The sequence below is a fragment of the Deltaproteobacteria bacterium genome (assembly GCA_013151235.1).
Taxonomy (GTDB): domain Bacteria; phylum CG2-30-53-67; class CG2-30-53-67; order CG2-30-53-67; family CG2-30-53-67; genus JAADIO01.
Window position 1 is genome coordinate 1 of record JAADIO010000064.1, and the last position, 25,372, is coordinate 25,372.

General features: G+C 53.7%; 26 protein-coding genes. 18 read left to right on the forward strand and 8 right to left on the reverse strand.

Annotation, left to right across the window (positions count from 1 at the left end; translation table 11 throughout):
* From recG to bioD, 6 genes are all read left to right on the forward strand, one after another.
* Positions 1-2,119 (forward strand): ATP-dependent DNA helicase RecG (recG, locus tag GXP58_11525; protein ID NOY54222.1); only part of this gene is annotated, 2,119 nt, incomplete at its 5' end.
* A 14-nt stretch (positions 2,120-2,133) separates the two neighbouring features.
* Positions 2,134-4,335 (forward strand): bifunctional (p)ppGpp synthetase/guanosine-3',5'-bis(diphosphate) 3'-pyrophosphohydrolase, encoded by a 2,202-nt coding sequence (locus GXP58_11530; protein NOY54223.1) that lies wholly within the window; start codon positions 2,134-2,136, stop codon positions 4,333-4,335.
* Positions 4,336-5,268 (forward strand): response regulator, encoded by a 933-nt coding sequence (locus tag GXP58_11535; protein NOY54224.1) that lies wholly within the window; start codon positions 4,336-4,338, stop codon positions 5,266-5,268.
* A 15-nt stretch (positions 5,269-5,283) separates the two neighbouring features.
* The gene (gene pabC, locus GXP58_11540; protein NOY54225.1) at positions 5,284-6,126 is read left to right on the forward strand and encodes an aminodeoxychorismate lyase; all 843 of its coding nucleotides are present in this window, start codon (positions 5,284-5,286) and stop codon (positions 6,124-6,126) included.
* A 221-nt stretch (positions 6,127-6,347) separates the two neighbouring features.
* Complete coding sequence (locus GXP58_11545; protein ID NOY54226.1) at positions 6,348-7,871, forward strand: response regulator; 1,524 nt, start codon at positions 6,348-6,350, stop codon at positions 7,869-7,871.
* 58 nt (positions 7,872-7,929) lie between these two features.
* Positions 7,930-8,643: a dethiobiotin synthase gene (bioD, locus tag GXP58_11550; GenBank protein ID NOY54227.1), complete on the forward strand. Its 714-nt coding sequence runs from the start codon at positions 7,930-7,932 to the stop codon at positions 8,641-8,643.
* A 25-nt stretch (positions 8,644-8,668) separates the two neighbouring features.
* Here the strand turns inward: bioD and lnt are convergent, their stop codons facing one another.
* Positions 8,669-10,225: an apolipoprotein N-acyltransferase gene (gene lnt / locus GXP58_11555; GenBank protein NOY54228.1), complete on the reverse strand. Its 1,557-nt coding sequence runs from the start codon at positions 10,223-10,225 to the stop codon at positions 8,669-8,671.
* A gap of 181 nt (positions 10,226-10,406) precedes the next feature.
* On the opposite strand from lnt, the gene GXP58_11560 reads away from it, so the two are divergent.
* Positions 10,407-10,892, forward strand: a complete 486-nt coding sequence (locus tag GXP58_11560; GenBank protein NOY54229.1) for a hypothetical protein — start codon at positions 10,407-10,409, stop codon at positions 10,890-10,892.
* A 151-nt stretch (positions 10,893-11,043) separates the two neighbouring features.
* Here GXP58_11560 and GXP58_11565 read toward each other — a convergent pair whose 3' ends face one another.
* Together GXP58_11565 and GXP58_11570 are read right to left on the reverse strand one after the other, a co-directional pair.
* Positions 11,044-11,745 (reverse strand): OmpA family protein, encoded by a 702-nt coding sequence (locus GXP58_11565; protein ID NOY54230.1) that lies wholly within the window; start codon positions 11,743-11,745, stop codon positions 11,044-11,046.
* Positions 11,746-11,759: 14 nt separating this feature from the next.
* Positions 11,760-12,038, reverse strand: a complete 279-nt coding sequence (locus tag GXP58_11570; GenBank protein ID NOY54231.1) for a DUF4398 domain-containing protein — start codon at positions 12,036-12,038, stop codon at positions 11,760-11,762.
* A gap of 208 nt (positions 12,039-12,246) precedes the next feature.
* Between GXP58_11570 and GXP58_11575 the strand changes: the two genes are divergently transcribed.
* The 3 genes from GXP58_11575 to GXP58_11585 all read left to right on the forward strand — a co-directional run bounded on the left by GXP58_11575 (position 12,247) and on the right by GXP58_11585 (position 13,001).
* The gene (locus GXP58_11575) at positions 12,247-12,435 is read left to right on the forward strand and encodes a hypothetical protein (protein NOY54232.1); all 189 of its coding nucleotides are present in this window, start codon (positions 12,247-12,249) and stop codon (positions 12,433-12,435) included.
* Positions 12,436-12,525: 90 nt separating this feature from the next.
* The gene (locus GXP58_11580; protein ID NOY54233.1) at positions 12,526-12,744 is read left to right on the forward strand and encodes a NifU family protein; all 219 of its coding nucleotides are present in this window, start codon (positions 12,526-12,528) and stop codon (positions 12,742-12,744) included.
* An 89-nt stretch (positions 12,745-12,833) separates the two neighbouring features.
* The gene (locus tag GXP58_11585; GenBank protein NOY54234.1) at positions 12,834-13,001 is read left to right on the forward strand and encodes a 4Fe-4S dicluster domain-containing protein; all 168 of its coding nucleotides are present in this window, start codon (positions 12,834-12,836) and stop codon (positions 12,999-13,001) included.
* A gap of 109 nt (positions 13,002-13,110) precedes the next feature.
* Here GXP58_11585 and GXP58_11590 read toward each other — a convergent pair whose 3' ends face one another.
* Complete coding sequence (locus GXP58_11590; protein NOY54235.1) at positions 13,111-13,509, reverse strand: YjbQ family protein; 399 nt, start codon at positions 13,507-13,509, stop codon at positions 13,111-13,113.
* Between the two features lie 314 nt (positions 13,510-13,823).
* Between GXP58_11590 and GXP58_11595 the strand changes: the two genes are divergently transcribed.
* From GXP58_11595 to GXP58_11630, 8 genes are all read left to right on the forward strand, one after another.
* The gene (locus GXP58_11595; GenBank protein ID NOY54236.1) at positions 13,824-15,443 is read left to right on the forward strand and encodes a cytochrome c biogenesis protein ResB; all 1,620 of its coding nucleotides are present in this window, start codon (positions 13,824-13,826) and stop codon (positions 15,441-15,443) included.
* Between the two features lie 11 nt (positions 15,444-15,454).
* A complete protein-coding gene (gene ccsA, locus GXP58_11600; protein NOY54237.1) occupies positions 15,455-16,738 on the forward strand; it encodes a cytochrome c biogenesis protein CcsA in 1,284 nt (427 codons plus the stop codon).
* A 103-nt stretch (positions 16,739-16,841) separates the two neighbouring features.
* On the forward strand, positions 16,842-18,149 hold the full coding sequence (locus tag GXP58_11605) for a (Fe-S)-binding protein (protein ID NOY54238.1): 1,308 nt from the start codon (positions 16,842-16,844) through the stop codon (positions 18,147-18,149).
* 82 nt (positions 18,150-18,231) lie between these two features.
* A complete protein-coding gene (gene fsa, locus GXP58_11610; protein ID NOY54239.1) occupies positions 18,232-18,876 on the forward strand; it encodes a fructose-6-phosphate aldolase in 645 nt (214 codons plus the stop codon).
* 65 nt (positions 18,877-18,941) lie between these two features.
* Positions 18,942-19,148, forward strand: coding sequence for a zinc ribbon domain-containing protein (locus GXP58_11615; protein ID NOY54240.1), 207 nt, complete (start codon positions 18,942-18,944; stop codon positions 19,146-19,148).
* 392 nt (positions 19,149-19,540) lie between these two features.
* The gene (locus GXP58_11620) at positions 19,541-20,395 is read left to right on the forward strand and encodes an IclR family transcriptional regulator (GenBank protein ID NOY54241.1); all 855 of its coding nucleotides are present in this window, start codon (positions 19,541-19,543) and stop codon (positions 20,393-20,395) included.
* A 131-nt stretch (positions 20,396-20,526) separates the two neighbouring features.
* On the forward strand, positions 20,527-21,330 hold the full coding sequence (locus tag GXP58_11625; protein ID NOY54242.1) for an AAA family ATPase: 804 nt from the start codon (positions 20,527-20,529) through the stop codon (positions 21,328-21,330).
* Positions 21,323-21,892: a 5-formyltetrahydrofolate cyclo-ligase gene (locus GXP58_11630; protein ID NOY54243.1), complete on the forward strand. Its 570-nt coding sequence runs from the start codon at positions 21,323-21,325 to the stop codon at positions 21,890-21,892. Before GXP58_11625 ends, GXP58_11630 begins: the two co-directional genes overlap by 8 nt.
* A gap of 194 nt (positions 21,893-22,086) precedes the next feature.
* Here GXP58_11630 and GXP58_11635 read toward each other — a convergent pair whose 3' ends face one another.
* From GXP58_11635 to GXP58_11650, 4 genes are all read right to left on the reverse strand, one after another.
* Positions 22,087-22,653, reverse strand: a complete 567-nt coding sequence (locus GXP58_11635; protein ID NOY54244.1) for a DUF523 domain-containing protein — start codon at positions 22,651-22,653, stop codon at positions 22,087-22,089.
* Between the two features lie 52 nt (positions 22,654-22,705).
* On the reverse strand, positions 22,706-23,929 hold the full coding sequence (locus tag GXP58_11640; GenBank protein ID NOY54245.1) for a mechanosensitive ion channel: 1,224 nt from the start codon (positions 23,927-23,929) through the stop codon (positions 22,706-22,708).
* A 210-nt stretch (positions 23,930-24,139) separates the two neighbouring features.
* On the reverse strand, positions 24,140-24,799 hold the full coding sequence (locus tag GXP58_11645; GenBank protein ID NOY54246.1) for a nucleotidyl transferase AbiEii/AbiGii toxin family protein: 660 nt from the start codon (positions 24,797-24,799) through the stop codon (positions 24,140-24,142).
* A complete protein-coding gene (locus GXP58_11650) occupies positions 24,783-25,163 on the reverse strand; it encodes a hypothetical protein (protein ID NOY54247.1) in 381 nt (126 codons plus the stop codon). The genes GXP58_11645 and GXP58_11650 overlap by 17 nt, the downstream gene beginning before the upstream one ends.
* Between the last annotated feature and the right edge of the window lie 209 nt (positions 25,164-25,372).

Sequence of the window (25,372 nt, forward strand, 5' to 3'; positions counted from 1 at the left end):
CACCGGCCTCTCCACTACACCCCTTTCCGGCCCGGTGCGATACGTCAAAGGGGTGGGTGAACGGATGGCCTCTCTTCTGGCCAGGCTCAACGTTTTTACCGTCGAAGATCTTCTTTACTTCTTTCCCTATCGATATGAAGACCGTCGGAATCTTCGCCGGATTGCAGAAATTTCCGAAGGTCCCTTCCGTACCGTCACGGGGATCGTACGTTATGCGGATCTCAAAACCACCGCAAGAAAACGGTTTCGTATTCTTCAGGCCCTCATCGAAGACCCTTCCGGAACCCTGATGATCAAATGGTTCAACCAGGCCTATCTGAAAAAGGTCCTGCAACCGGGGAAACGAATCATCCTAAGCGGTAAGGTCAAACGGGATCCCTATACACGGGCACTGGAAATGGAGAATCCGGAATATGAATTTCTGCAGGGGAACGCGGAAGAGACGATCCACACGAACCGGATCGTTCCGATCTATCATACCACCGCGGGGATCACCCAGCGACGGCTGCGATCCATCCTCTTTCAATTCGTGGAGTCTTGCGCTCCCGGTCGGCCCGACTGCCTCCCGGAAGACCTGCGATCCCGGCTCCATCTTCCGGTACATGCCGATTCCCTCATGCAACTTCATTTTCCCAACGGAAATGTCTCCGTGGAACAGCTGAACGCCTTTCGCAGCCCCTATCATAAGCGGATGATCTTCGAAGAGTTCTTTCTCATGGAAACCCTCCTCGCCCTCTCCCGGCAGAGCCGATCGCAATTCGTACGGGGGATCTCCTTTTCGGTGGAGACGCCTCTGAAAAAGCAACTCCTTTCGTCTCTCCCCTTCGCCCTGACGACCGCCCAGAAACGGGTCATCGGGGAAATCCAAAAGGACATGGCCCGCCCCGTCCGGATGAGCCGCCTCCTTCAGGGGGATGTCGGGTGCGGCAAGACGGTTGTCGCCGCCACGGCAGCCGCCATCGCTCTCGATAACGGCTGCCAGGTGGCCGTCATGGCACCGACGGAGATCCTTGCGGAACAACTCTACCTCAACTTTCACACCTTCTTCGACGGATTGGGACAACAAACGGCCCTGCTCACCCGCGTCGTGAAAAATGCCGAGAAGGAGCAACTCCGCAAAAGAATCGCTGCGGGAGAAATCGGTGTAGTCGTCGGGACCCAGGCCCTGATCCAGAAAGAGATCGCCTTTCAGAAGCTGGGCCTGGTGATCATTGACGAACAGCACCGTTTCGGTGTCTTCCAACGGGCAACCCTCATGGAAAAAGGGGACCGCCCCGACGTCCTGGTCATGACCGCCACACCGATCCCCCGGTCCCTTTCCCTCACCGTGTACGGCGATCTCGACATCTCCGTCATCGACGAACTTCCGGCCGGACGCACACCGATCCGGACACGGATTATCCGCTCCCGTGAAAAGGCCGGCGTCTTCCGAAAGATCGAGCAGGAAATCGCCGCAGGACGTCAGGCCTACATCGTCTACCCCCTGGTGGAAGAAACGGAGAAAAGCGACCTGGCGGCCGCCACGGAGATGTCGGAAGAACTCGCCACGAAGATCTTTCCGCAACGGCGGGTGGGACTGATCCACAGTCGGGTCAAGACGGAAGAAAAGGAACGGATCATGGCGGCATTCAAAAAGAAGCAGCTCGACATCCTGGTTTCAACAACGGTCGTGGAAGTCGGGATCGACATCCCCAACGCCTCGGTCATAATGGTTGAGCATGCAGAACGGTTCGGCCTGGCACAGCTCCATCAGCTCCGGGGCCGCGTGGGCCGGGGGAGGTTCCCCTCCTTCTGTTTTCTCTCCGTCTCCGGAAGGATGACCCCCGAAGCACGGCGCAGGCTCGCCGTCATGGAAACCACCACCGACGGATTCCGGATTGCAGAAGAGGACCTCGCCATCCGGGGGCCGGGGGAATTCTTCGGGAGGCGTCAGTCCGGCCTGCCTGACTTGAAGTTAGGCGACATCCTCCGGGATGCCCGGATTCTTGAAGCCGCCCGCAATGAAGCCTTTGAACGGGTCGAACGGGACCCGCAGCTTCAGGCCCGTGAAAACAGGGAACTGGCTGCCGCACTGCGAAAGAGATATGTCGGCAAAAACAGACTGATTCGTGTCGGCTGAAGGGTTCAATTACGATGAAGACCGAAGACAAAATCATTCAGAAGAAGCCTTCCCCCGCGGCAAGGGATCCCCGTCTGGAAAAGCTCCTGATGAAGATGTCCCGGAAGAATGCCGATATCCGGAAAACAGAGGTTCGGGAGGCCTACCGGTTCCTTCGGGAAACGATCGCTCATGAGAAAGGGAAAGATCAATCCTTTGATGTGGAAGCCCCCCTCGAAACAGCCGAAATTCTGGCCGACCTGACAACGGACGAAGAAGCCATCATCGCCGCGCTCCTGTACCACCTGGTCAAGAGTAAACGAACAACCCTCGAAGAAATCCGGGAGCGGTTCAGCCCCGACGTCGCCACACTGGTGCAGGGCGTCACACGAACAAGCCGGGTCAAATTCAAGAGCCGCCTTGAGGAACAGGCGGAAAATTTCCGGAAGATGCTCCTCGCCATGGCCCGGGACCTTCGCGTGGTCATGCTGAATCTGGCCAAACGTCTCCAGGTCATGCGTAACATCGAGAAGTTTGATCCGGAAACGCAACAGGAAATCGCCACGGAGACCATTGAGATCTACGCCCCCCTTGCACACCGGTTAGGAATCGCGCTGATCAAGTGGGAGTTGGAAGACCTCTGCCTGAAGGTCCTGCACCCGGCAGCCTATCATGAACTAGAAGAACGGGTCCCACAGAATCTGCAGGAGCGCAACGCTTACATCAGGAAGGTGATTCATTTTATCCGAAGAGAGATGAAGGCCCAGGGTCTTCCCGGCACCGTTGTGGGACGTTCCAAACATTTTTACAGCATCTATCAGAAAATCGTCAAACGGGGCGTCTCCTTTGAAGACATCTTCGACCTGGCGGCGTTGCGAATCATCACGCATAAACCGAGCCAGTGCTACGCCATCCTCGGTTTGATTCACTCCCTCTGGAAACCGGTTCCCGGCCGTTTCAAGGATTATATCGGCGTCCCGAAAACCAATATGTATCAGTCCCTGCACACCACCGTCATCGGCCCGGACGGCCAGAAGGTGGAGTTTCAGATCCGGACGGAGGAGATGCACCGGGTGGCCGAGGAAGGAATCGCCGCACACTGGAAATACAAGGAGGGGGGCCGGGACAAAAACGCCGTCTCGTCACTGGACCGGAAGCTGGCCTGGCTCCGGCAACTCCTGGAATGGCAGAAGGAAGTCAAGAACCCCAGGGAGTTCATGGAGAACGTAAAGACCGACCTCTTCGAGGATACGGTCTATGTATTTACACCCGAAGGCGAGATCAAGGAACTCCCCCGTGGAGCGACGCCGCTCGACTTCGCTTACAGCATCCACTCGGATGTCGGCAACCGTTGTACGGGCGCCAGGATCGATACCCGAATGGTCCCGCTGAAAACCCCGCTGAAAACGGGCAATACCGTAGAGATCCTGACGTCGAAAAATCAGGTCCCCAGCAAGGACTGGCTGAAGATGGTAAAAACCACCAAAGCCAAAACCCGGATTCGGCATTTTCTGAAGCAGGAAGAACACAAACGAAGTCTTTCCCTGGGAAACGAGATCCTCGACAAAACGGCCCGCAAGCATGGTCTGACCCTGACCCGGATGCTCAAAAGCGATGAGATGCAAAAGGTCGTGGAAGAATACGGTTTTGCCCAACCGGAAAAACTGATCGCCGCGGTGGGATACGGAAAAATCTCGGCCCAACAGGTCCTTGCACGGTTCCTCCCCAGGGAAGAAGAACCCCAACCGGAAGCAGCCGTGAAACCCCGGAAACCCGCCGGAAAATCAAAAGACGGGATCAAAATCCGCGGGATCGGAGACATCCTGGTTCATTTTTCCCGCTGCTGCAATCCGGTTCCCGGCGATGAGATCATCGGTTTTATCACACAGGGACAAGGGGTCTCCATCCACACGACGGAGTGTACCAACGTCACAGGCGGCACCCTGAATCCGGAACGGATCGTCGATGTCGACTGGGACGTCCGGGAAGAGATCGCCCGTTCCGTCCGGATCTCCGTCATCACCAACAATCAGCCGGGAGTCCTGACCAACATCAGCGCCCGGATCTCCACGGAAAACATCAACATCAGCGAAGTCAATGTGCGCACCCGTAAAGACGGCCGGGCGATCTGCCGGTTCGTCCTGGAGATCAAAAACAGAAAAGACCTGGACCATATCCTCCATGCCATATCGGAGATCCGGGATGTGTTGGAGGTCAAGCGGGTCATGAGGGCATAGATGACCATCAGGAAATATCGCATCCTCATTGTTGACGACGAACGGAATATTCTCCATGCCATCCAACATATCCTCGTACGGGAAGGCTTTGACTGTACCGCCACCCCTTCGGGCCGGAAAGCGTTGGAGATCGTGGAGAAGAACCCTCCCGACCTGATGATCCTCGACGTCAACATGCCGGAGATCAATGGAATAGAGATCTGTGAACAGGTGAAGAAAAATCTCTTTCTCTCCCATATCCCGATCCTGATGCTGACAGGACGGACCCGGATCGAAGATCGGGTGACCGGGCTCGATTCCGGGGCCGACGATTATCTCTGCAAACCCTTCGACAACCGGGAGCTGGTGGCAAGGATCCGGGCACTTATCCGCCACACCGTCCGGGAGGCGGACCGTAACCCGACAACCAATTTGCCGGGCAATGCCGCCGTGGAACGGGAACTGGCGCATCGGATTGAACAAGGGGAGGGCTTTGCGGTCTGCTATCCCGACCTGGATAATTTTAAGGCCTATTCCGACACCTACGGTTTTGATGCCGCCAACAAAGTCATCCAGTTAACGGGACGGATCATCGCCGGCGTGGTCATGCTGGAAGGAGACGAAGAGGACTTCATCGGCCATATCGGCGGGGACGATTTCCTCCTCGTGACCCGGCCGGGACGGGCGGAGGACATCTGCCGCAAGATCGTCCGGGAATTCGACGAGAAGATCCCTTCCTTCTACGAGACCCGTCACCTGGCCCAGGGCGGCTTCGTCGGGAAGGACCGGGCCGGGGAAATGAAGAAGTTCCCGATCATGTCGATTTCCATCGCCGTCGTCATAGACGAACAGGGTCATTTTCACAATCTCTCGGAGATCGGCAAACTCGTTGCGAAAGTGAAGAAAGAGGTCAAACAACTGGCGGGCAGTCAATACCGGATCAACCGGCGTTAAGGTAAACGAATCGAAATGAAAGTATACATAAACGGAGATTTTTTTGAACCGCAGGAGGCACGGGTTTCCGTCTTTGACCACGGCTTTCTTTACGGCGACGGGATCTTCGAGACGCTTCGCAGTTATCGAGGACGGATCTTCCGGTTTGACGATCACTTTGACCGATTGCAGGCATCGGCGGACAAAATCGCCCTGCCCCTCCCCTGGAAAAAGGAAGACTGCCGGAATCTTCTGAAGGAAGCCCTTCAAATAAACGACTGTCCCGATGCACTGTTGCGTCTCTCCCTCTCCCGTGGCGAGGGACCGCCCGGCCTCGACCCGGCCCTCTGCAAAAAGCCGACGATCGTAGTAATGGTTCGCCCTTTTCATGGCTACCCCCCGGAAGACTATGCGCGCGGCGTCACGATTGCCGTTGTTTCCGTCCGGAAAAACCTCACCTCGGCCCTCGACGCCGGGATCAAGTCGACCAACTTTCTGAACAACATCCTGGCGAAGATCGAGGCAAAAAATGCGGCGGCAATGGAAGGAGTGCTGCTCAATCAGGATGGTTTTCTGACCGAAGGAACGGTCAGCAATCTCTTCTTCGTCTCTCACAACATACTTTGTACTCCCTCGACGGAATGCGGGATACTGGAAGGGATTACCCGTAAGGTCATCCTTGAACTCGCCCGCGAAGAAAAGATCGTCGTCCACGAAGGCACCTTTCCGCCTGAAGCCCTGTCCAATGCCGACGAGGTGTTTCTCACCAACACCTCCTACGAGGTGATGCCGGTCAACCGTGTGGACCGGCAATCCTTCCGGGTGGGACCGATCACCCGCCGCCTCATGGAAGCCTATCGCATTCTGACCGGGAAGTAGGATCTCGTCCTGTTCCTCACTTTTTGCAATGCACGGCTGCTTCATCTCCTTCATGTTCGAAAAGCCTTAACTCCTTGCCGTATAAGATCTTTTCTCCTAAAATCAACTTGCATTCCATCGGAAACTATAATATGATAAAATTTATTAGAGTACCTTAATTCAAAACAGTATATTTCCGAAAGATCCGGCAGGAGCCTGTTTGTTTACAGGGAGGGATTGAAATGGGTGCAAAATTATTGCTGGCAGATGACAGTGTAACCATCCAGAAAGTTGTGGAACTGACGCTGGCCGACGAGGATTACGAAATTACCACCGTTTCAGACGGTGCGGCCGCTCTGGAAAAGGCCGAGACACTTCATCCGAACCTGATCCTGGCGGATATCGTCATGCCGGAACTCAACGGCTATGAACTCTGCGAGAAGATCCGTCAAAACTCCGCCCTGGCAGAGACACCGGTGATTCTTCTTTCCAGCACCTTTGAAACCTACGATGAAACCCGGGGCGCCACGGTCGGCGCCAATGATCATATCGTCAAGCCCTTTGAATCGGACGAACTCTCCCGGAAAATCCGGAACTGGATCGAAAAGAAATCGGAAGAAAACACCGTAACGGAAACCGATGCTCTTCAGGAGCAGGAAGTCCTTCGGTCGCTGGAAGCATCCGTCGCAGACGAAGTCCCGGAACCGGAGATCGTCGATGAAGACACCTTTGAGTTCGAGCTGACCGACGAATTCATGGAAGAAGCGGAAGAAATGTTTGAAGAACCGGAAGAACTACCGGCCGCCGCGGACATCCCGGAAGAAGTTCTGCCCGAAGAAACCCTCTTCGAGGAGGAACCGGCTGTATCGGATGCCCTTGCCGGCGAAGGCGTTCCGACGGAAGAGGAACCTTCGGAGATCGGCTGGGCCGAAACACCGGAAGAGATCGCACCCTCCCGGATAGAGGAGAATCCTCCTTCCCTGCAAGCTGAAGAGGAAGAGCCGCAGATGGAGGAGATCTCACCCCAGGAAAACCCCGCGGAGGAAGCGGAAATCGACCGTTCCCTTCTGGATGAGGAAGAGGTGGAGGTTTACGAAATCCCCGAAGAATTTGCCGAATCGGAAAGCGAAGATCCGACTATTGAAGAGCAACCGGCGGAAGAGAGCGTGGAAGAACCGGAAACCTACAGGATTGAGGACGCCCCCGTGGATCTGATGGATGAATTCATCGCTGCGGAAGAGTCCGTTGAAACTTCAGAGACCGTTACCGTGGAAGAAGACCTGATGGACGCGGAAATCCCGGGAGCCGTCCGGAACGAACAAATGCCGGAAAGCCCGGCCGCCGTTGAGAAGATGACCTCCTTCGAAGCGGATGCGGCGCCCGCCGGACCTGCGGAAACAGGAAAACCGGCGGAAGAACTCCGGACCACCACCGGGGAAACAATGGAAGAAACCACATCCTTTGATACCCTCTACCCGACGCAGGGAGCCACAACCTCGGAATGGTCCCCGGAAGTCACCTCGTTTGGCGGAGAACCGGAAGAGGTGACCGAAGAGGTCGTCGAAAAACCTCTGCAGACGGATGTTGCGGAGTCTTCCACACCTTCCGTCACGGAAGAAAGCCTTCGAAACATCGTGCAGGAGATGGTAAACCGGAAAGCCGAGGAAATGATTGAACGTATCGCATGGGAAGTCATTCCCGATCTTGCTGAAGTCATGATTCGAAAAGAAATCGAGCGGCTACAGCAGGAAGTGGAACATTCCTGACCCCAGAGAACTCACCTCCGTCTGATTCTGCAACTCTTGATCTCGAAAGGCGGGCCTTGTGAAACACACGGGTGTCTTTATTACCGGCACCGACACCGGTGTCGGCAAGACCATCATCACCGCCGCACTGGCGCGAACACTGCTCAACCGCGGGATGAACGTGGGCGTGATGAAACCGGTGGAAACCGGCTGTGCCCGAAGCCCCAAAGGGCTGATTCCGACGGACTCCGAATTTCTGATCAAGGCGGGACGATCCAAAGACCCGAAGACACTGATCACCCCCTACACCCTTGAAGCCCCGGTTGCTCCTTCGGAAGCAGCGGAACTGGCCGGTGTGGAAATCAATGATGAATATATCCTCGATTGCTACCTCAAACTGAAAGAACGGCACGATTTCATGATCGTGGAAGGGGCCGGAGGACTGATGGTCCCCATCTATCAGCGCCTTCTGGTCTCCGACCTGATCAAGTTACTGGAACTGCCCATCATCCTGGTCTGCCGCCCGAACCTGGGCACAATCAATCATTCTCTCCTGTCGATCCAATATGCTGAAGATCAGGGAATCCCAATCCTCGGATTCATCATCAACCGTCGCCGGGACGAGATCCATGCAGCTGAAGAAAAGAGCCCCATCCTCATCGAAAAGCTTTCCGGCGTCCCCTTCCTCGGCACCAAACCCTATATTGAAGATTCCCTCCTGGATGAAGAATTCATTGAAAAATCCGCGGAGTACTTCGAAGACCTGATTCAACTGGATTCCCTCGGACTGTAGTTTTCCCTTCACAAAGGAAGAGATACTATGATCTCTTCATCGGGAGAAAGGTGCGGGCAAGAAGCAGCACGGCACATACGATACAGAGCCACGCGAAGACGTCACCAAAACGGGTATACAAAGTCCGGCTGTGCTGTCGGAGGGGAAGGTCCACGGTGAAGGCGTCTTCCATGAAAATCTTTGTGGCATGGGCAATCCGGCCGTCCGGCATCACAGCACCGGAGATCCCGCTGTTGGCTGCACGAACGAGGGGGACCCGGTTTTCCACCGCCCGAAAGACGGCCATGGAAAAATGTTGATAGGGGGCAGAAGAACGACCGAACCAGTCGTCATTCGTCAGGGTCGCAATAAAATCCGCGCCTTCCTTCACAAAACGCCGAACCAGATCGGGCAGGATAATCTCGTAGCAGATCGGCGTACCGCATTTGCCTTTATCGGTTTCCATCAGCGTGATCCTTCTTCCGGGCGTCATGTCACCGATCTGATCGATCAAGGGATGAACAAAAAAAAGAGCCCGACGAAGCGGGACGTACTCCCCGAAGGGAACGAGGTGCAGCTTGTCGTATTTCCCCCGGAGTCTTGCACCGGGCGAAACAAGAAACACACTGTTGAAGTATTCCTCCTTCCCCTTCCGGATACGCAAGTCCGGACTACCGAAGAGAAGATCGACTCCCAGATCATCAATGAGGGCCAGTAATCTCGACTGGTTCTCCCGGTCGGCGGTAAAGAAAAAGGGAACCGCCGCTTCGGGCCAGATAATCAGATCAGGCTTTTCCGCAAGGGTCCGCCGGGAAAGCCGGGTCAGGATGGACAGGATCTTTTCCCGGAAGGCGGGGTCCCATTTTTCCTTCTGCTCGATATTCCCCTGAACGATCCCGACACGGATGGTTGCTTCGGGCACGCTGTTCCGACAGCTTCGGAGCCGGATTGCTCCGTAGGCCGCAACAAAGAGGAGTAAAAGGATTACTCCCCCCAGAGAGACGACAAGGTGCCGAAACCGTTCACGCCTCTTCAGCGAACGCAGTACCTCGTAAAAAACGACATTTATAAGAACAACAAGGAAACCGACACCATAGACACCGGTCACGTCGGACACCTGGATCAGGAGGAGATTTTTATACTGGCTGTACCCTAAAAGCGCCCACGGAAACCCGGTCAGGAGATGTCCCCGGGCGTATTCCAGCGCAACCCAGAGGGGGGGGGCGCCGATCAACAGCGGGATCCTCTGCCGCTCCATTCGCCCAACCCCCCAGGCGAAGATCCCGAAATAGAGTGCAAGATAAGAGGAAAGGAGCAGAAGGATCATCAGACTGAAGACACGCGGCAAATCCCCGTAGCGTTCCATCGTCACCGTCAGCCAGTAGATCGTCCCAAGATAGAAGACCAGTCCCGCAATAAATCCGCTAAAAAAGGAGGAGTTTTTCCGGTCGCAACGAGTTACGGCATACAAAATCGGAATCAGCGCAACGAAGGCCAGACCGGAGAGAGAGAACCGCGGGAAAGAGAGGGTCAGAAGAATTCCTGAAATGAGGGCCAGATACGCATCCGGGGAGGAGATCTTATCGTAGAAGGAACGTATCATGGAATGGATATGATTCGCTTATGAAAACAAGAGGTTGAGGAAATCCGGAACGAAGAATGATTTCACCATAGCAAATCCGCCTCTTCCTGTCAATTGATTGAGACGCTTTATTTTGACGACCGGGAAGATAAAACGTATAATAAGAAGTAGCGAAACAGGATCAAAATAGGGAGAAATGATCATGACAGGGAAACATCATTTCATCTACACAGGTCTGATCACTTTCATTTTTTTCCTGCTGTTTTCCGCCACACCCGTATTCGGAACCAACCTGGAAGAACTTTCAAACAATGCGGATGTCATCCTCTTCGGCCGGGTCGTCAAGGTAGAGTGCCGGTGGGCGAAATCGAGTATGAACATTCTGAGCCGGGCGCAATTCAGGGTAAAGATCTGCGTTAAAGGGAAGTATGCAGCAGGGGATCACGTCGAAATTGAGACCTATGGTGGTGTCATTCGCGGGATGAAACAGAAGATACCGAACTGCGCTGCCTTCCGGCCGGGAGAATACGCACTGGTCTTTCTCAAAGGAGGGCAAGGCGATGTCTTCTATGTCACGAACGGGAAAGAGGGGAAGATCTCCTTCGCCCGGAAAAAGGGAATGAAATCGGTGGCCGAAAGAAAAAAGCTGAACCGGATAATCCGGAACATTCAACTGGCATTGAAGTAACAAGGGACATGCCACGACGAGATAGAATTTTCTTCATGAATCCCGACCAACAAGAGAGAAAAAAACAGGGCCGGAGGGAAAACCCCTCCGGCCTTTTACTTTACCCCTGTAGCGGAAAGAACCGGACTCCTTCCGACGGCGGAGCAACGCTTTATTGCTCGGTGATCACAAATTTGATTCGCCGGTTCCGCTTCCGGCCTTCGTCGCTTTTGTTATCGGCAATCGGCTTGCTCTCCCCAAAACCGACAGACTCTATCCGGCCCGGATCAATCTTGTAATGCTGTTCCAGATAGGCCTTCACGGAATCAGCCCTTTTCTCCGAAAGTTTTTGATTATAAACCTCTGAACCGATGCTGTCCGTATAGCCCTCAACACGAACCTTGATGGATGGAAACCGTTCCATCAACTTGCCGGCTTCCTGCAGGGTCGGTTCCGACGAGGGCCGGATCGTGGCCTGATCGAAATCAAAGGTAATCCCTTCCAGGGTAAAGCTCGGTTTCTCCGTCACAGGTGGAGGCGGCGGAGGCGGTGGAGGCGTCGCCGGTTTGGGCGGGCATTTCCGTTTCACCAACCTTTTCGTATTTCGAACCAGTTCATCCGCAGACGGGATATACTTTTTTGCATTTCTCCAGTCTTGCTCACTGATTTCATGTTCGACATGCGCCAGTGTCGCTTCGGTTTTTGCATACGCCTGCGGGGCACACTCCTTTGCGTTGTGCGGAAGTTTATTGAACAACCTCAGCGTATTGTCATAGTCCCCCTGGATGGCCTGCTTCGTCGCCATCGAGGTGCAGCCGAAGAAAAACAGAGAAAGACCGAGCACAAGCAAGCACAATCGTTTCTCAACTCTCATTACAGTCCCCCTTCTTATTTAGATTTTTGCAGAGCCTTTTCCGCCATCGCCCGCGCCTTGTCACCAAAGACCTTTGCACTCCCGTCATCCGACTCGGATAATTCTTCTCTCGCAACATTGAGATGTTCCACGGCGCTGTAATAATCATAGGCGGCCTTCTTCCGCGCCCCGGCGGCCTGTGCTTGCTGAATCAGTTCCTCAACCGCGTGAATATCCTTTGGAGTATACACTGCACAACCACCCGTCAGCAGAGCAGCCAACAAAAAAACGGACAATCCCGACCATCGCTTCATTCCCTTCACCCCCTTCCAGGAAACAATAATATAATCATTAAAGAAAACCGGGAAAACAGACCGGATCTGACTACTGATACTATCTTTTCATCATGGTTTGTCAAGCAAATTTGACGAACTCCCTTCAGGCCCATCAAAAAAATCTTGCAATCGTCCGGAGGGTCTGCTATAAACCCGACGTTTGATTTACAAAAGGACGATATCCCTCATGCAAGCTTCCGAAGAAGAAAAAGAGCTGCACCGACTTATCCGTGAGGCGCTCAAAGACGGCCGTCTATCCTGTGCCGAGGCTTTCCGGATCGCAGGCGAACGGAACATCTCCCTTCAGAGAGTCGGTGAGGCCTGCAATCAACTCGGCATCAAGATCAATCATTGCCGCTTGGGATGTTTTCCATGACTTTCAGCTTGACAATTATATAGAAATAAATATAATAGTTTTAGTATTGTTTTAGAAAAACCGCCTTTAATTTTTTCAGGGAGCAATGTGATGCGTGAACTCGTAGAAAAAGCCCTCGACAAAATCCGCCCTTCCCTGCAGCGGGACGGCGGGAATGTTGAGCTTGTGGAAGTGGTAGACGGCGTAGTCAAGGTACGTCTGACCGGCGCCTGTGGGGGTTGTCCCATGTCACAGATGACCCTGAAAAACGGGATTGAGGCAGTACTGAAAAAGGAAGTGCCGGAAGTCAAAAGCGTGGAATCTCTCTGAGAGATTCCTGCAAAACAACCGGAATCCCGACAAATTTCGGAATTGAATAGATTCCGAGGAAACAATCCTGAGTGAAAGGAGGGAACAAAGTGGCTCATAAAATCACGGAAGAATGTGTTGCATGCGGATCCTGCCAGCCGGAATGCCCGGAAGAGGCAATCTCTGAAGGCGACATCTACGTCATCGATCCGGAGAAATGCTCCGATTGCGGCAACTGCGCCGAGGTCTGTCCGACCGACGCCGTCGAAGAAGCATAATAAAAAACCCGGGGCAACCCGGGTTTTTTTGATCCCTCCACGCACCGGATAGAGTGGTCTTTGCTTCATCCTGACTGTCGGCGGAATTCCTCGGGTAAAAAGCTGAATCTCACTCTCCGATGACCTTGACCAAACATCGTCTGTTTCTCGGCCCATCAAATTCACAGAAAAAAATCGACTGCCAAGTCCCGAAATCGAGTTTTCCCTCCTCCACAAGAAGGGTTTCGGACGAACCGGTCAGACCGGCCTTGATGTGCGCGTCGGAGTTCCCCTCGGCATGACGGAAGGAATGCCGCCGGGGGATCATCTCGCTGAGATGTGCGACGATATCCTTTCGAACATCGGGATCGGCGTTTTCGTTGATTGTCAAGGCCGCCGTCGTATGGGGAACGAAGATCACACAGATGCCGTCCCGGATGCCGCTGCGGTCCACGACCTTCTGAATCTCCGTTGTGACATCAATCATCTCCACCCGGGAACGGGACCGGATGATAACCGTCTCTTTCATTTTTCAATCTCCTTTCCGGTGATGAAGTCGTAAAAAGTCACGAAGCCCTTCGACCCTTCGGCTGGCTCAGGGCGAACGGTGTAAGTTATTGATATTCCGTTCGTGTGGTTCGGCTGGCTCACCATGCTCGGTAGCCTGTCGAACCATGAACGGAATCCGGAAAACGACTTTTTACGACACCATCTTTCGGTGGAGCATATCACTTTTCGCAGTAAAATCAACTTCTTCTCGACACAAAAATGTTTGACAAGGTACCCGCTGAACTATATAATGACTTTCGAATATTTTTTATTATATTTATGAAGGAGATCTCTTTGACAGCAAAAACCACGCCCACCTCCCCTGCATCAGGAAGATCCCCTGCGTCCCGAAAAGGCTTTTTCCGCAGTATTTATTATGCCTTCAATTCCATCCGGCTGACCGTCTTCCTGTTTATCACCCTGGGACTTGTCTCCATCATCGGGACTCTTATTGAACAGGGAGTCGGCCCGGAAAAGTACGCACGGGAATATTCGGAAGGGACCATTCATCTCTTCAGCGCCCTCGGCCTCTTCGACATGTACCACACCTTCTGGTTCTTCACTCTGTTGCTGCTCCTGCTCTTAAATCTGACGGTCTGCACACTGGAGCGCCTCCCCAAGGTCTGGCGCTTTGCCAAACGGATCAAGCCGGTTCTGGAGGAAGGCGACGAGAAAAAGTATCCGATCCGGGACGACTTCGATCTTCCCGGAGGCACGGAGAAGGTTGAAGCAGCCTTCAAAAACCTTGTCCGCCTCCCCTTTTGGATCATCCTTCTCGACATCGCCGCCGTGATCCTGGCAATTTTTTTCACTCGTCAGTACCATTTTAACTTTCTGGAGTTTGTTTCTTTTATTGTTCTGCCCCTTGGATATGTGGCCCTGTTGAACTTCCGGGGGAAGGTCGTACGCACGGAAAAGGACGGAGTTGTCCATCTCTTCGTCAACCAGTGGCTCATCAGCCGATTCGGGGTCTACATCACCCACATCAGTATTCTGATCATTTTTCTCGGTGCCATTGCCGGAAACCTGTTCGGATTCAAAGGCTACATGAATATTGTCGAAGGTGAGACCACCAACCAAATGTTTGTTCGCCAACCGAAAATGATCGACACGATTCTGAATGCCTTTACATCACTTACGTCAAAAACAACGGAGAAACACAAGACCGCCGATACCAAAAAATTCGCGACCCTGCCTTTTTCCATCCGTTGCAATGATTTCACCGTGAGCTATTACGACTCGGGACGTCCCAAGGAATATGCAAGCAAACTGGTGGTCATTAAAAACGGCAAGGAGATCCAACGAAAAACCATCCAGGTCAACGACCCGCTTGTCGTCGGGAAAACCTATTTCTATCAGTCCAACTATGGAGATACCGGTCGGCCCGGTCAGGTGGTCTTTAAGGTACAGGCGCCGGGAGGAACATTCAAGACCTACCGCGCGCCGGTACGGGGCACCATTCATATCGACGGCACCGACACCGATATTCAGATCATGAGTTTTATCCCGGATTTCACTATTACGAACGGCCAGGTCCGGGAGCGTTCCCGGGAGATGATCAACCCGGCCATCTATATTATGGGGAAAAAGGGAGATCACCTCCTTTTCAACGGATGGTTTCTTCCGAAATACCCCGACTACAGCATTGATACCGCAGGATATAAACTTGAGTTTATCGATTACTGGGGCTCTCAATACACCGGGTTACAGGTTGCCTACGACCCGGGTGTCGAGATCGTCTGGATCGGTTGCAGCCTTCTGGTCATCGGGCTTTTGATCTCCTTTTTCCATTCTCATCAACGGATCTGGGCACGCATCGATGGAAACCATATCGTCATCGCAGGAAGCGCACATAAAAATCGTATGGCCTTTGAAAAAAAGATGGACGACTTGGGAAAACTACTGCGAATATAAAGGAGTAAATCATGGAACTGCATACCCTGAGCCAAAACTGCTTTAACCTGGGAGGAATCACCTACCTGATTGCAACCATCTGCTACGTGATTTATCTGGGAAACCGGGGCAAGATCATCGGGAATATCGCCTCCGGCGTCACCCTGATCGGAGTCCTGGCCATGACGCTCGGCCTGGCCCTCCGATGGATGGAAGCCGGCCTTTCCCACCCCCCCTTCACGGATCTTTATGAAATTCTCCTCTTCTTCTCCTGGGGCATTGCACTGGTTTATCTCATCGTGGAGTTCAAATACAAGATCAAAATCGCCGGCGCCTTTATTATGCCGATTGCACTGGCGGCCATGGGAATCGCAACGCTTTCCCCCAACAAGGAGATCGAGCCGCTGGTCCCCGCCCTGCAAAGTTCCTGGCTTCATTTTCACGTCGCCTGCTCCACCGTGGCCTATGCAGCCTTCATCGTTGCCTTCGGATTCAGTATCCTCTACCTGGTGAAAGACAAGGTTCGCATGGAGGTTTTCGGTTTGAGCGTGACCGTCATCGGCTGGTTCTCCATGATTATCAGTAATACCTCCATTCTGACGGAAGGAGTCTTCCGCATGCAGCAGATGATGCTGGATCACGGAAAGCTCTATCCCGTCTATCAGCCGGGCACGCATACCCCCGTGTTGATTGAAGTCCCCGGGATCGGAAAACTTTTTCTGATCACCTTCGGACTCTATCTGCTGGCCATGATCATCCATATCGTTTATCTCTCCGTGAAAGAACGGAGTCTCTCCCGGTATGCATTGATATCACTGATTGTCGCCTTCGTGGTCCAGAGCATCTCCCTGCTGTTCTTTGTTCTCAAGATCAAGGAGATCCCGGAACTCAGCCTGCAATCCAACCCTTATGAAACGACCATGTTCTTCATCTCCTGGGGGGCCACACTCATCTACCTGATCATGTACTTCAGCTACCGGCCGCTCCTGGAAGCCCTGCCGGACAAGAAACTTCTTGATAACCTTTCTTACAAGACCATCATGGTCGCCTTTCCCCTGATGACCCTGGTCATCATTACCGGCGCCATCTGGGCCAATTATGCATGGGGGACTTACTGGTCCTGGGACCCCAAAGAGACCTGGTCTTTGATCACCTGGCTGGTCTACGCCCTCTATCTCCATGCCCGGATTACCATCGGATGGCACGGAAGACGGACCGCCTATATCTCGATCATCGGTTTTGCCGTGGTGGTTTTCACCTTTCTCGGCGTCAACATTGCTCTCTCCGGCCTCCACAGCTACGCATCCGGAGGGTAGCCGAAAATAACGATCTTCGGTACATTCAAGGCACAGGAGGGACGACCTCCTGTGCCTTTTCATTTGATGATGACTTCGCAAGTCAGGCATTTCGGGACCAACAATGGAGAACCTGGATCAAATCATCAAAGAGGAAGCAGGAAAGTGCATCCTCTGCGGGGCCTGCCAGTCCGTCTGTCCCGTCTATGCTGAACTCCTGGATGAAAGCCAGGTTGCCCGGGGGAGGATGGCACTATTGAAAGCCGTCTTTGCCGGAAAGCTCACAGAAACGGACAGGCTCGATCGAATCCTTTCCGCCTGTATCGGCTGCAAGGCTTGCTCCGCACAGTGCCCCGCCGGATCGCAAGCCGATTCTGCGAATCTCGCAGCGAAACTCCGTATCCGCCGGTCAGAGGGACTACCTTATTATCAGAAGATCCTTTCACGGCAGGTGTTCTCCCGGGCAAAGCTTCGGTCTGCCTTTGCCGGACTCCTCGATCTTCTGGGAAGAAAAATCTATGCGCCTCTTTCCCATCACCGGGGGTTCCAATCCGCGCTTCCCTACGTCCGGAACGGCAAGGGCCGCAATATCCCCCGTCACTCGGCGACCCCCTTCCATAAACGTCCATTCCTCCCGCCCGTCACGGGTGTACTCAAGGGAAAGGTCACCCTTTTTTACGGTTGTGCCGTCGACACATTCTATCCGCAGTGGGGTAAGGAAGCCGTTACACTTCTGCATCACGCCGGAATCGAAGTCGAGGTACCGGAAACCCAGAGCTGCTGCGGGGCACCGCTCCTCTTCATGGGGGACCGGGAAGGTGCGGCAAGGATGGCGAAGCAAAACCTTGCCGCCCTCAGCGGAATGAATACCGAGGCCGTCATCACCCTCTGCGCCACTTGCGGATCAACACTGAAAGAACTCTATCCCAAACTCTTTCCGGGGAAAACCCCGGAGACGCTCGCCGGCCGGATCATGGACTTCCAGGAGTACTGGATCCAGAAGGGACTGCCCATACCGTCCATAAAGGAGAAACCCGACAACTCTCCCCCCCTCCGGGTTACCTACCACGACCCCTGCCACCTGAACCGGGGCATGGGCATCAGGGAGGCACCGAGAACAATATTACAGCACCTGCCCGGAATTGAATACATCGAGATGGAAGATGCCGACCGTTGCTGCGGAGGCGGCGGACTCTTTTCATTGCGCCACTATGATCTCTCTCTGAAAATCGGCCGGCACAAAGTGGACCGGATCGTGGAGAGCGGCGCCGACATCGTAGCGACCGCCTGCCCCTCCTGCCAAATCCAGTTGGAGGACCTCCTCCGGCGGGCAGGACTCGATACCCGGGTCGTCCATGTCTGTGAACTCCTGCACGGCAGTGAAAAGGGCAAGACACAATTTGCTTTACATCGAAAAGAGCGGAAACTATAATACCGGAACATTTTACAGAGAAGGATGCAGAACTCTCGAATTCATGCAGACGGGCTTTTCATCAAACCGTCAAGGAGGCAAAATGAAATTCTTTATCGACACAGCAGACGTTGGAGAAATCCGTGATGGAATGGCACTGGGAATGGTGGACGGCGTGACAACCAATCCATCTCTTGTCGCGAAGACGGGCCGTAATTTTCGCGAGGTCATCGAAGAAATCTGCACGATCGTCGACGGACCGATCAGTGCCGAGGTGGTCAGCACGGATACGGAAGGGATGCTCAAGGAGGCCCGGCAGCTCGCCGACATTCATCCGAATATCGTGGTCAAGATCCCGATGACCGAGGCGGGGATCGCCGCCGTCAGTGTTCTGAGTGATGAAGAGATCCATACCAACGTCACCCTGGTCTTCTCCCCCACGCAGGCACTTATTGCCGCCAAAGCCGGTGCCTCCTATGTCAGTCCTTTTGTGGGACGGCTGGACGACATCAGCCATATCGGAATGGACTTGGTGGAGCAGATCGACACCATCTTTCAGAATTACGCCTACGAAACGGAGATCATCGTTGCCTCCGTCCGAAATCCGCTCCATGTCCTGGACGCTGCCTTGGTCGGCGCCGACATCGCCACGATCCCGCTGAAAGTCATCAGGCAGCTCATGCATCATCCCCTAACCGATGTGGGATTGAAGAAATTTCTGGCGGACTGGGAGAAGGTCCCGAAGTAGCCATTCGGCGTTCCCCCTGATCTCTTCTCTCTCGCAGGATGAGAAAGGGGGAAGGGATGAATCATATGCCGATCTACGAATTCTATTGCAAAGAGTGCAACAAGTCCTTTGAAACTCTCATCATGGGTGGAAAGAACGACGTCCATTGTCCCACCTGCGGCGGGGAGAATGTCACCCGTCAGCTCTCCGGCTTTGCCTCCCGGAGAACCGGGAAGGGGGGCGGTTCCTCCTGCAGCGGATGTACCTCCTCTTCGTGTAATTCCTGTCGATGACGACAGATGACAAAACACGCTTTAAGGAAGATCCCCGTCAGGCGCAATTCACAGAAGGAAGGCAAAAACCTGATGATGAGAAAACTTGGACGATCTCGACACCTACACCCGGCAAGTCTCTGAGTTTGCTTCCGTCACTCTGCGGGAATATGGAGAGAACTGAAAGGCGCTAACGGATCGTAGAGAGGACGTCGCCGCAGGAATAGAAGAAACGATCCTTTGGCTTTTTTATCCCTTCGTCTCTACCGCCACCAACCTCCCGATAGTCGGTACGTCCCCTTCCTTTCCCATCTGTTTCGATTTTTCTTGACTTGTCTAAAACGGTGTTATATTTTTTATTTTACTCATCTTAATATTATAATGTTCTCATAACAAAAAACAGGGAGTCACCGATGCAGGTGAAAGACGGAATTTTCTCCCGAAACTCACTCTCCGCAGAACGGGGCAAAACAGAGCGGATTCCAAAGAAACGGGGTGATTATGAGATAAAATCGGTCTCCAACGCCCTTGACCTTCTCGAGGCCTTCACGGGTGAAGACGCCGAATTGGGGGTTACAGAGTTGGGGAAAAGACTGCACCTCCACAAAAACAACGTCTTCCGGCTTCTGGTGACGCTGGAGCTGCGGGGCTACATCGAGCAGAACCGGATTACGGAGAACTATCGTCTGGGCCTGAAACCGCTGGAACTGGGAAAGGCCTTTCAGCGGCACTGCGGTCTAACCAGCCACGCCAAGGAAATCCTGAAAAGGCTTGTCTCCGTCTGCAACGAAACCGCTTCCATCGGTGTCTTTCGGGGAGGCAAAGTGATTTATATCGACGTAGAAGAGACCACCAAATCGGTCCGCGTGATTTCCCGGTTAGGTGCGGTCCTTCCCGCCTACTGCACATCAATCGGGAAGGTCCTGCTGGCGGCAAAATCCCGCGACGAAATCCTCTCTTATCTTCAGGAATCTTCCCTGAAATCTTTTACGGAAAAATCCGTCACCGACCCGGAGGTCCTGATTCATCAGTTCGGTCAGGTCCGCCGCCAGGGGTATGCCATCGACAACGAAGAGTATGAGGAATCGGTCAAATGTGTCGCTGTCCCCGTCCGGGATTACTCACGTACCGTCGTGGCCGGACTGTCGATCACCGGCCCCGCACACCGCCTCCCCGATGAACGGATTACACAGGAACTCCTCCCGCTTATCCTTGATGCGGGAGTAGATCTCTCTAAAAAATTAGGATACAATGTGGAAAGAGATTGACAAAGGCATTCACCAGGCACAAAGGGGCAAAGGCACAGAGAAAGGCCAAAGTCAAAAACATGAACCACGGGGAACTCGGGGGGTACGGGGAAATCAAAAACAATGATTCCCTTCTCGAAGGGGGGACAGGGATGAAGCTTGCAATCTCGGGAAAAGGAGGCGTCGGCAAGACTACCTTCACAGGGGTTCTGGCCCGCATCTTATCCGACCGGGGCTACACGGTCATCACCGTCGATGCCGACCCGGATGCCAACCTCGGCTCCGCCATCGGTTTCACGGCTGAGGAGACCGCAAAGATCCGGCCCATCGCCGAAATGTCCGACCTGATCGAGGAGCGGACCGGCGCCCGGCCGGGGAGCATGGGAGGCGTCTTCAAGCTCAACCCCGTCGTCAACGACATCCCGGAGAACTACTCCCTGAAAAAGGATAATATCCGCCTGCTCACCCTGGGACGTGCCAAAAAGGGCGGCAGCGGCTGCTACTGCCCGGAAGGGGTCTTCCTCAAACGGCTCTTAGGACACCTTCTGCTTCAGAGCAACGAAGTGGTCCTACTCGACATGGAAGCGGGGATCGAACATTTGAGCCGCGGAACGACCAGCGGCGTCGATGCCTTCATCGTCATCGTTGAGCCGGGCCGGCGGAGTTTACAGACCGCCGCCGATGTCAAGCGGATGGCCGCCGACCTCGGGGTCAAAACCATTTTCGTCGTCGGCAACAAAGCAGGATCGGAAGAGGAACGGCACTTCATGGAGGAACACTTTCCGGAAGAAGAACTGCTCGGCATCCTCTCCTACGACCGGGGGGTGATCGAGGCGGACCTTGAGGGGCTCTCCCCCTACGATACGAAAGCCGCCATTGTCGGGGAGGTGGAAGAGATCCTCGACCGGATCCTGCAAAAGACGGGAAAAGGAAAAGAGGCCCGCAGCGATGGATAAACAGACCCTTCGAAAAACCGTCCTGGCCCGGAGGGACACCCTCACCGAAACGGACCGGAAAGAGAAGAGCGCACAGATCGTGGAACGTCTCATGGAACTTTCCGAATACCGGTCGGCCCATGCCCTCTTCATCTATGCCGACTTCCGAAGCGAGGTCATGACACTGGCTCTGATGAAGAAGGCCCTCAAAGAGGGGAAACGGGTTCTCGCCTCGAAGACCCTCGTCACCGAACGGAGACTGCAACTCACAGACATCCTCGACCCGGACCGGGATCTCGTCCCGGATTACATGGGCATACCTGAACCGAGAGAGGAGATCCTGCGGGACATCTCCCCGGAGGAGATCGATCTCATCCTGACCCCGGCCGTGGGATACGACGAAAAGGGAAACCGTCTCGGGTACGGCGGCGGCTACTACGACCGGCTCTTTGAACGGATGCATCCCGACGCAAAAAAGATCGGCCTCGCCTTCGAGACCCAGATCGTCCCCACCGTCCCGACAGAACCCCACGATATCCCGATTCCGATCATCATTACCGAAAACCGGGTCATCCGAATCTGAATTCCGGGTTTTCTCCTCTCCCGACTCTATGAAGAATTTGCCTTCGCTCTGCTCTACGTCATCCATAACCGGAACGAGGCCTTTTATCTCGCCACACGGGTCGTCTCCATGCAGCAGAGACGAATCAAGCATGTTACACCTGTCATCTCCTGCAACGGAAAGAAAACGTGACAACCGACGGAGCGGCATCGACATCAGGGCTTGCAATCCCTGACAGACCCGCGGAAGAAGTCGAAAACCCGTGTGAGGAACCGCTCTCGCGCCTCCGCGTTCTGAAGCCGCCCCTCCTCCTCGACGAGAAGCCGGGGAAAATGCTTCATAAAAATAGCGGCGAACAGTCCCCGGCCGATTCCGGACGGCAAGCACGCGGCAGGATGAACCTCGACGTTCATGCCACAAGAGGGTGACCGGCTCTTGAAGATGAATCCGCACAGACCCGCCCCTTCCAGTTCCCGGACCTTCCGTTCAGACCACTCCAGCATCTGTGAGGTCCGGTCCCGACCGGTCCGGATCTCCACCAGGCCGGGCATCCCGGGATCCCCCGCAAGTTCCATCGCCTCCCGCGGAACCGGAAGGCCCATGCCGACCTCCGGACAGACGGGGACCCATTCCACCAGGCAGCCCATATCTTTTATGATCACAGGGTCCCGTCTGTCCCTCCCGTCATAGCGGACCTTTTCCCCCAGCAGACAGGCGCTGATGCCGACCCGGACGGAACGTTTAACATCGCCGGTTCCCCCGGAGATTGCGCCTCGTTCCACTTTGCAGTCTCCCTTTTACGACCTGTTCTTCCCGGTCCGCCGTACGAGAATATCATTCCTGGCTCTTCCACGCACGCAGGTCCGCACCGGTCGGATTTTGGAACACATTCAGATCAAACTCCGGCAGTGCGGCGAGCAGATGATCGAAGATATCCGACTGGATCTCTTCGTAATTTGCCCAGACCTGATCGTTGCTGAACACGTAGATTTCCAGCGGCAACCCGGTCGGTCCCGGATTCAGTTGACGCACCAGGAAAGTCATCCCCTGGTGGATCTTCGGATGATGCTTCAGGTATTCCCTGACGTAAGCCCTGAACGTCCCGATATTGGTCAGCCGCCTGCCGTTGACAAGCACGGATGGGTCCACTCCCAGCCTGCGGTTGTAGTCGGAGAGGGCCTTCCGCTTCTCGTCCAGATAATCCCGCAGGTACTGTATGTGCGAAAACCGATCCAGCATCCCTTCATCACAGAAACGTATCGAATTCATGTCGATATGGATGGCCCGCTTGATTCGGCGGCCGCCGGATTCCTCCATGCCCCGCCAGTTCTTGAAGGACTGCGAAATCAGGGCATAGGCCGGGATGGAGGTGATCGTCTTGTCCCAGTTCTGAACCTTGACGGTTGTGAGGGAGACATCGAGGACATCACCGTCCGCGCCGAACTGCGGCATCTCGATCCAGTCCCCTTTTCTCACCATGTTATTGGCCGTCAACTGGATCCCGGCGACAAAACCGAGGATGGCATCCTTGAAGACGAGCATTAAAACAGCGGTCATGGCACCCAGGCCGCTGAAAAAGACGAGTGGAGACTTCCCGGTGAGAATGGACAGGAGCAGGATACTGCCGGCAAGAAAGAGAATGATCTTCAGAGCCTGGACAAACCCCTTCAGGGGAAACCGCTGTGAAACCGGGAACTGCTGATATATCTCAAGACCGGCATTCAATGTCGCATTAGCCGCCAAAAGGAGGACCAGCACGATGTAAAGGAAAACAAACTCCCGAAACAGGGAAGCCGGAACCGGCTGATCCCGAAGAAGTATCGGTCCGAATTGATAAAAGAGGGTTGCCGGTACCAAGTGAGCAAGGTAATGCAGAACCCTGTTTTCGATAAAAATGTTGTCCCACTGGTTGCGGCTGGCCGTCGCAAGTTTTGCAATCCTCGGCAGCAGGATCTTCAGGGTAAATTTATAAGCAGCATATCCGGCAAGGAGCAGAACAAAAAAAGCAACGATTTCAAACAGAACAGCAGGATCGAAGCCTTGCTGAAGTGTGTGCATGATTTGTTGAGTTATGGAAGGATTTTTCATAAAGACTCTCCGAGTAAGGGACTGTTTGTTTCACGGGAACCGGGTTCTTCTTCACTCTCCCCACCTTCCCATGAAAAACCCCGGTTGGACACAAAATGGGTACACCGCGGATGTCACCACCTCACTCGAAGCAAGGTTGGGAAAGAGGGGTAATTGTGTTGCATGCGCTGCTCCAAAAAATCAAAAGTGGTTCGCCGCCTGTTGGAGATCCAGGGCAAACTGTTTGCATCGCCCCTGAAAGAATTTCCTGACCTCACTCCACACAGGCCTTTCATCCCCGCAATAACGGGGCTCCGGGTCACCTTCGGCATCTGTAAAATAGACCAGGGATTTACTGATCTGTACAGGACTGATTCTCCCGGCGCCATAGCGGTGAAAGAGATTGCCGGCAATCTTCCAGAAAGGGATTTGCTGTAGTATGAAATAGAGATCGATAAAATCTCTTTTCGCCCCTCGTTGATTGATTGCAATGATTTTCATCGATGCGATATCGACGACATCTGCAACTGGTATCCCCATATCATCCCGGGGTTTTTCCAGAAAAGGATAGTCATAGTGAAAAAAGGAAAGCTTTACCTGTCTGACCAGAACCGTCAAGGTCCCCTTCCCTTCCTGCAGTACGACCGGTGAAAGTTTCTTCCCTTTGATTTTCCGGAAGAGCTCTTCAGTGACAAAAGAATGGGATGTGAAAAAATCAAGATCCTCTGAAATCCGGTGTCCCAGTTGCAGGGCAAGAGCTGTCCCGCCCGCAAGAACAAAACGGTCTTTCTTGATCATCCCTTTCAATCGTTCCAGTATATTGCCGGTATTCTGCGGTAAAATTTCAGGATGGAGTTCCAAACCAGATTCTCCAGAAGTTCTTTGATCGCCCGGAAATCTTTCTGCTGACTTCACAGATCTCTATAATTTTACAGGATGGATATATTGATTGAATCCACCATAGAGCATGGAGATCTCCGAATTCAAGCACTTTCTCGATAATGTAACATGCATTCCGATGAAGCTCTATCTTTGAAACATCGGCATCCCAGAAAAGATAGGTAAAACGCTCCGGGATTTCCTTTTTCTTTTTGAGGATCTCGATCTTCTCCCGCACCTTCCGATTCGAAAGCGCACCAAGATACTGATGCACAACCTTGCCTCCCTTCCGGCTGGCAAGGTAAGCATACCGGCGATTGCCGATCTTTTTCACAACAACACTCATATGATCCCCGATTAAGATATTACCAAACAATGTTGTATAAGTCAACCATAATGCACATAGCCAATTTTAGAGAAAATAGGGAAAATAGAGAAAATAGGGACAGCGACCATTATAGAGAAAATAGGGACAGCGACCATTATTTACCTTTTCGGGGTCTGCCCCTCCCCTTCGACATTAAGTCTCGACCAACGATCTTTCCTATCTTCCGA

What these genes read in the sequence shown, in the direction of transcription:
- GXP58_11530 (NOY54223.1), top strand. Translation starts at nt 2,134, where the DNA reads ATGAAGACCGAAGACAAAATCATTCAGAAGAAGCCTTCCCCCGCGGCA.
- GXP58_11650 (NOY54247.1), bottom strand. Translation starts at nt 25,163, where the DNA reads ATGAGTGTTGTTGTGAAAAAGATCGGCAATCGCCGGTATGCTTACCTT.
- GXP58_11545 (NOY54226.1), top strand. Translation starts at nt 6,348, where the DNA reads ATGGGTGCAAAATTATTGCTGGCAGATGACAGTGTAACCATCCAGAAA.
- GXP58_11620 (NOY54241.1), top strand. Translation starts at nt 19,541, where the DNA reads ATGCAGGTGAAAGACGGAATTTTCTCCCGAAACTCACTCTCCGCAGAA.
- GXP58_11565 (NOY54230.1), bottom strand. Translation starts at nt 11,745, where the DNA reads ATGAGAGTTGAGAAACGATTGTGCTTGCTTGTGCTCGGTCTTTCTCTG.
- lnt (NOY54228.1), bottom strand. Translation starts at nt 10,225, where the DNA reads ATGATACGTTCCTTCTACGATAAGATCTCCTCCCCGGATGCGTATCTG.
- fsa (NOY54239.1), top strand. Translation starts at nt 18,232, where the DNA reads ATGAAATTCTTTATCGACACAGCAGACGTTGGAGAAATCCGTGATGGA.
- ccsA (NOY54237.1), top strand. Translation starts at nt 15,455, where the DNA reads ATGGAACTGCATACCCTGAGCCAAAACTGCTTTAACCTGGGAGGAATC.
- GXP58_11535 (NOY54224.1), top strand. Translation starts at nt 4,336, where the DNA reads ATGACCATCAGGAAATATCGCATCCTCATTGTTGACGACGAACGGAAT.
- GXP58_11625 (NOY54242.1), top strand. Translation starts at nt 20,527, where the DNA reads ATGAAGCTTGCAATCTCGGGAAAAGGAGGCGTCGGCAAGACTACCTTC.
- GXP58_11605 (NOY54238.1), top strand. Translation starts at nt 16,842, where the DNA reads ATGGAGAACCTGGATCAAATCATCAAAGAGGAAGCAGGAAAGTGCATC.
- GXP58_11590 (NOY54235.1), bottom strand. Translation starts at nt 13,509, where the DNA reads ATGAAAGAGACGGTTATCATCCGGTCCCGTTCCCGGGTGGAGATGATT.
- GXP58_11640 (NOY54245.1), bottom strand. Translation starts at nt 23,929, where the DNA reads ATGCACACACTTCAGCAAGGCTTCGATCCTGCTGTTCTGTTTGAAATC.
- pabC (NOY54225.1), top strand. Translation starts at nt 5,284, where the DNA reads ATGAAAGTATACATAAACGGAGATTTTTTTGAACCGCAGGAGGCACGG.
- GXP58_11560 (NOY54229.1), top strand. Translation starts at nt 10,407, where the DNA reads ATGACAGGGAAACATCATTTCATCTACACAGGTCTGATCACTTTCATT.
- GXP58_11580 (NOY54233.1), top strand. Translation starts at nt 12,526, where the DNA reads ATGCGTGAACTCGTAGAAAAAGCCCTCGACAAAATCCGCCCTTCCCTG.
- GXP58_11570 (NOY54231.1), bottom strand. Translation starts at nt 12,038, where the DNA reads ATGAAGCGATGGTCGGGATTGTCCGTTTTTTTGTTGGCTGCTCTGCTG.
- GXP58_11630 (NOY54243.1), top strand. Translation starts at nt 21,323, where the DNA reads ATGGATAAACAGACCCTTCGAAAAACCGTCCTGGCCCGGAGGGACACC.
- GXP58_11615 (NOY54240.1), top strand. Translation starts at nt 18,942, where the DNA reads ATGCCGATCTACGAATTCTATTGCAAAGAGTGCAACAAGTCCTTTGAA.
- GXP58_11575 (NOY54232.1), top strand. Translation starts at nt 12,247, where the DNA reads ATGCAAGCTTCCGAAGAAGAAAAAGAGCTGCACCGACTTATCCGTGAG.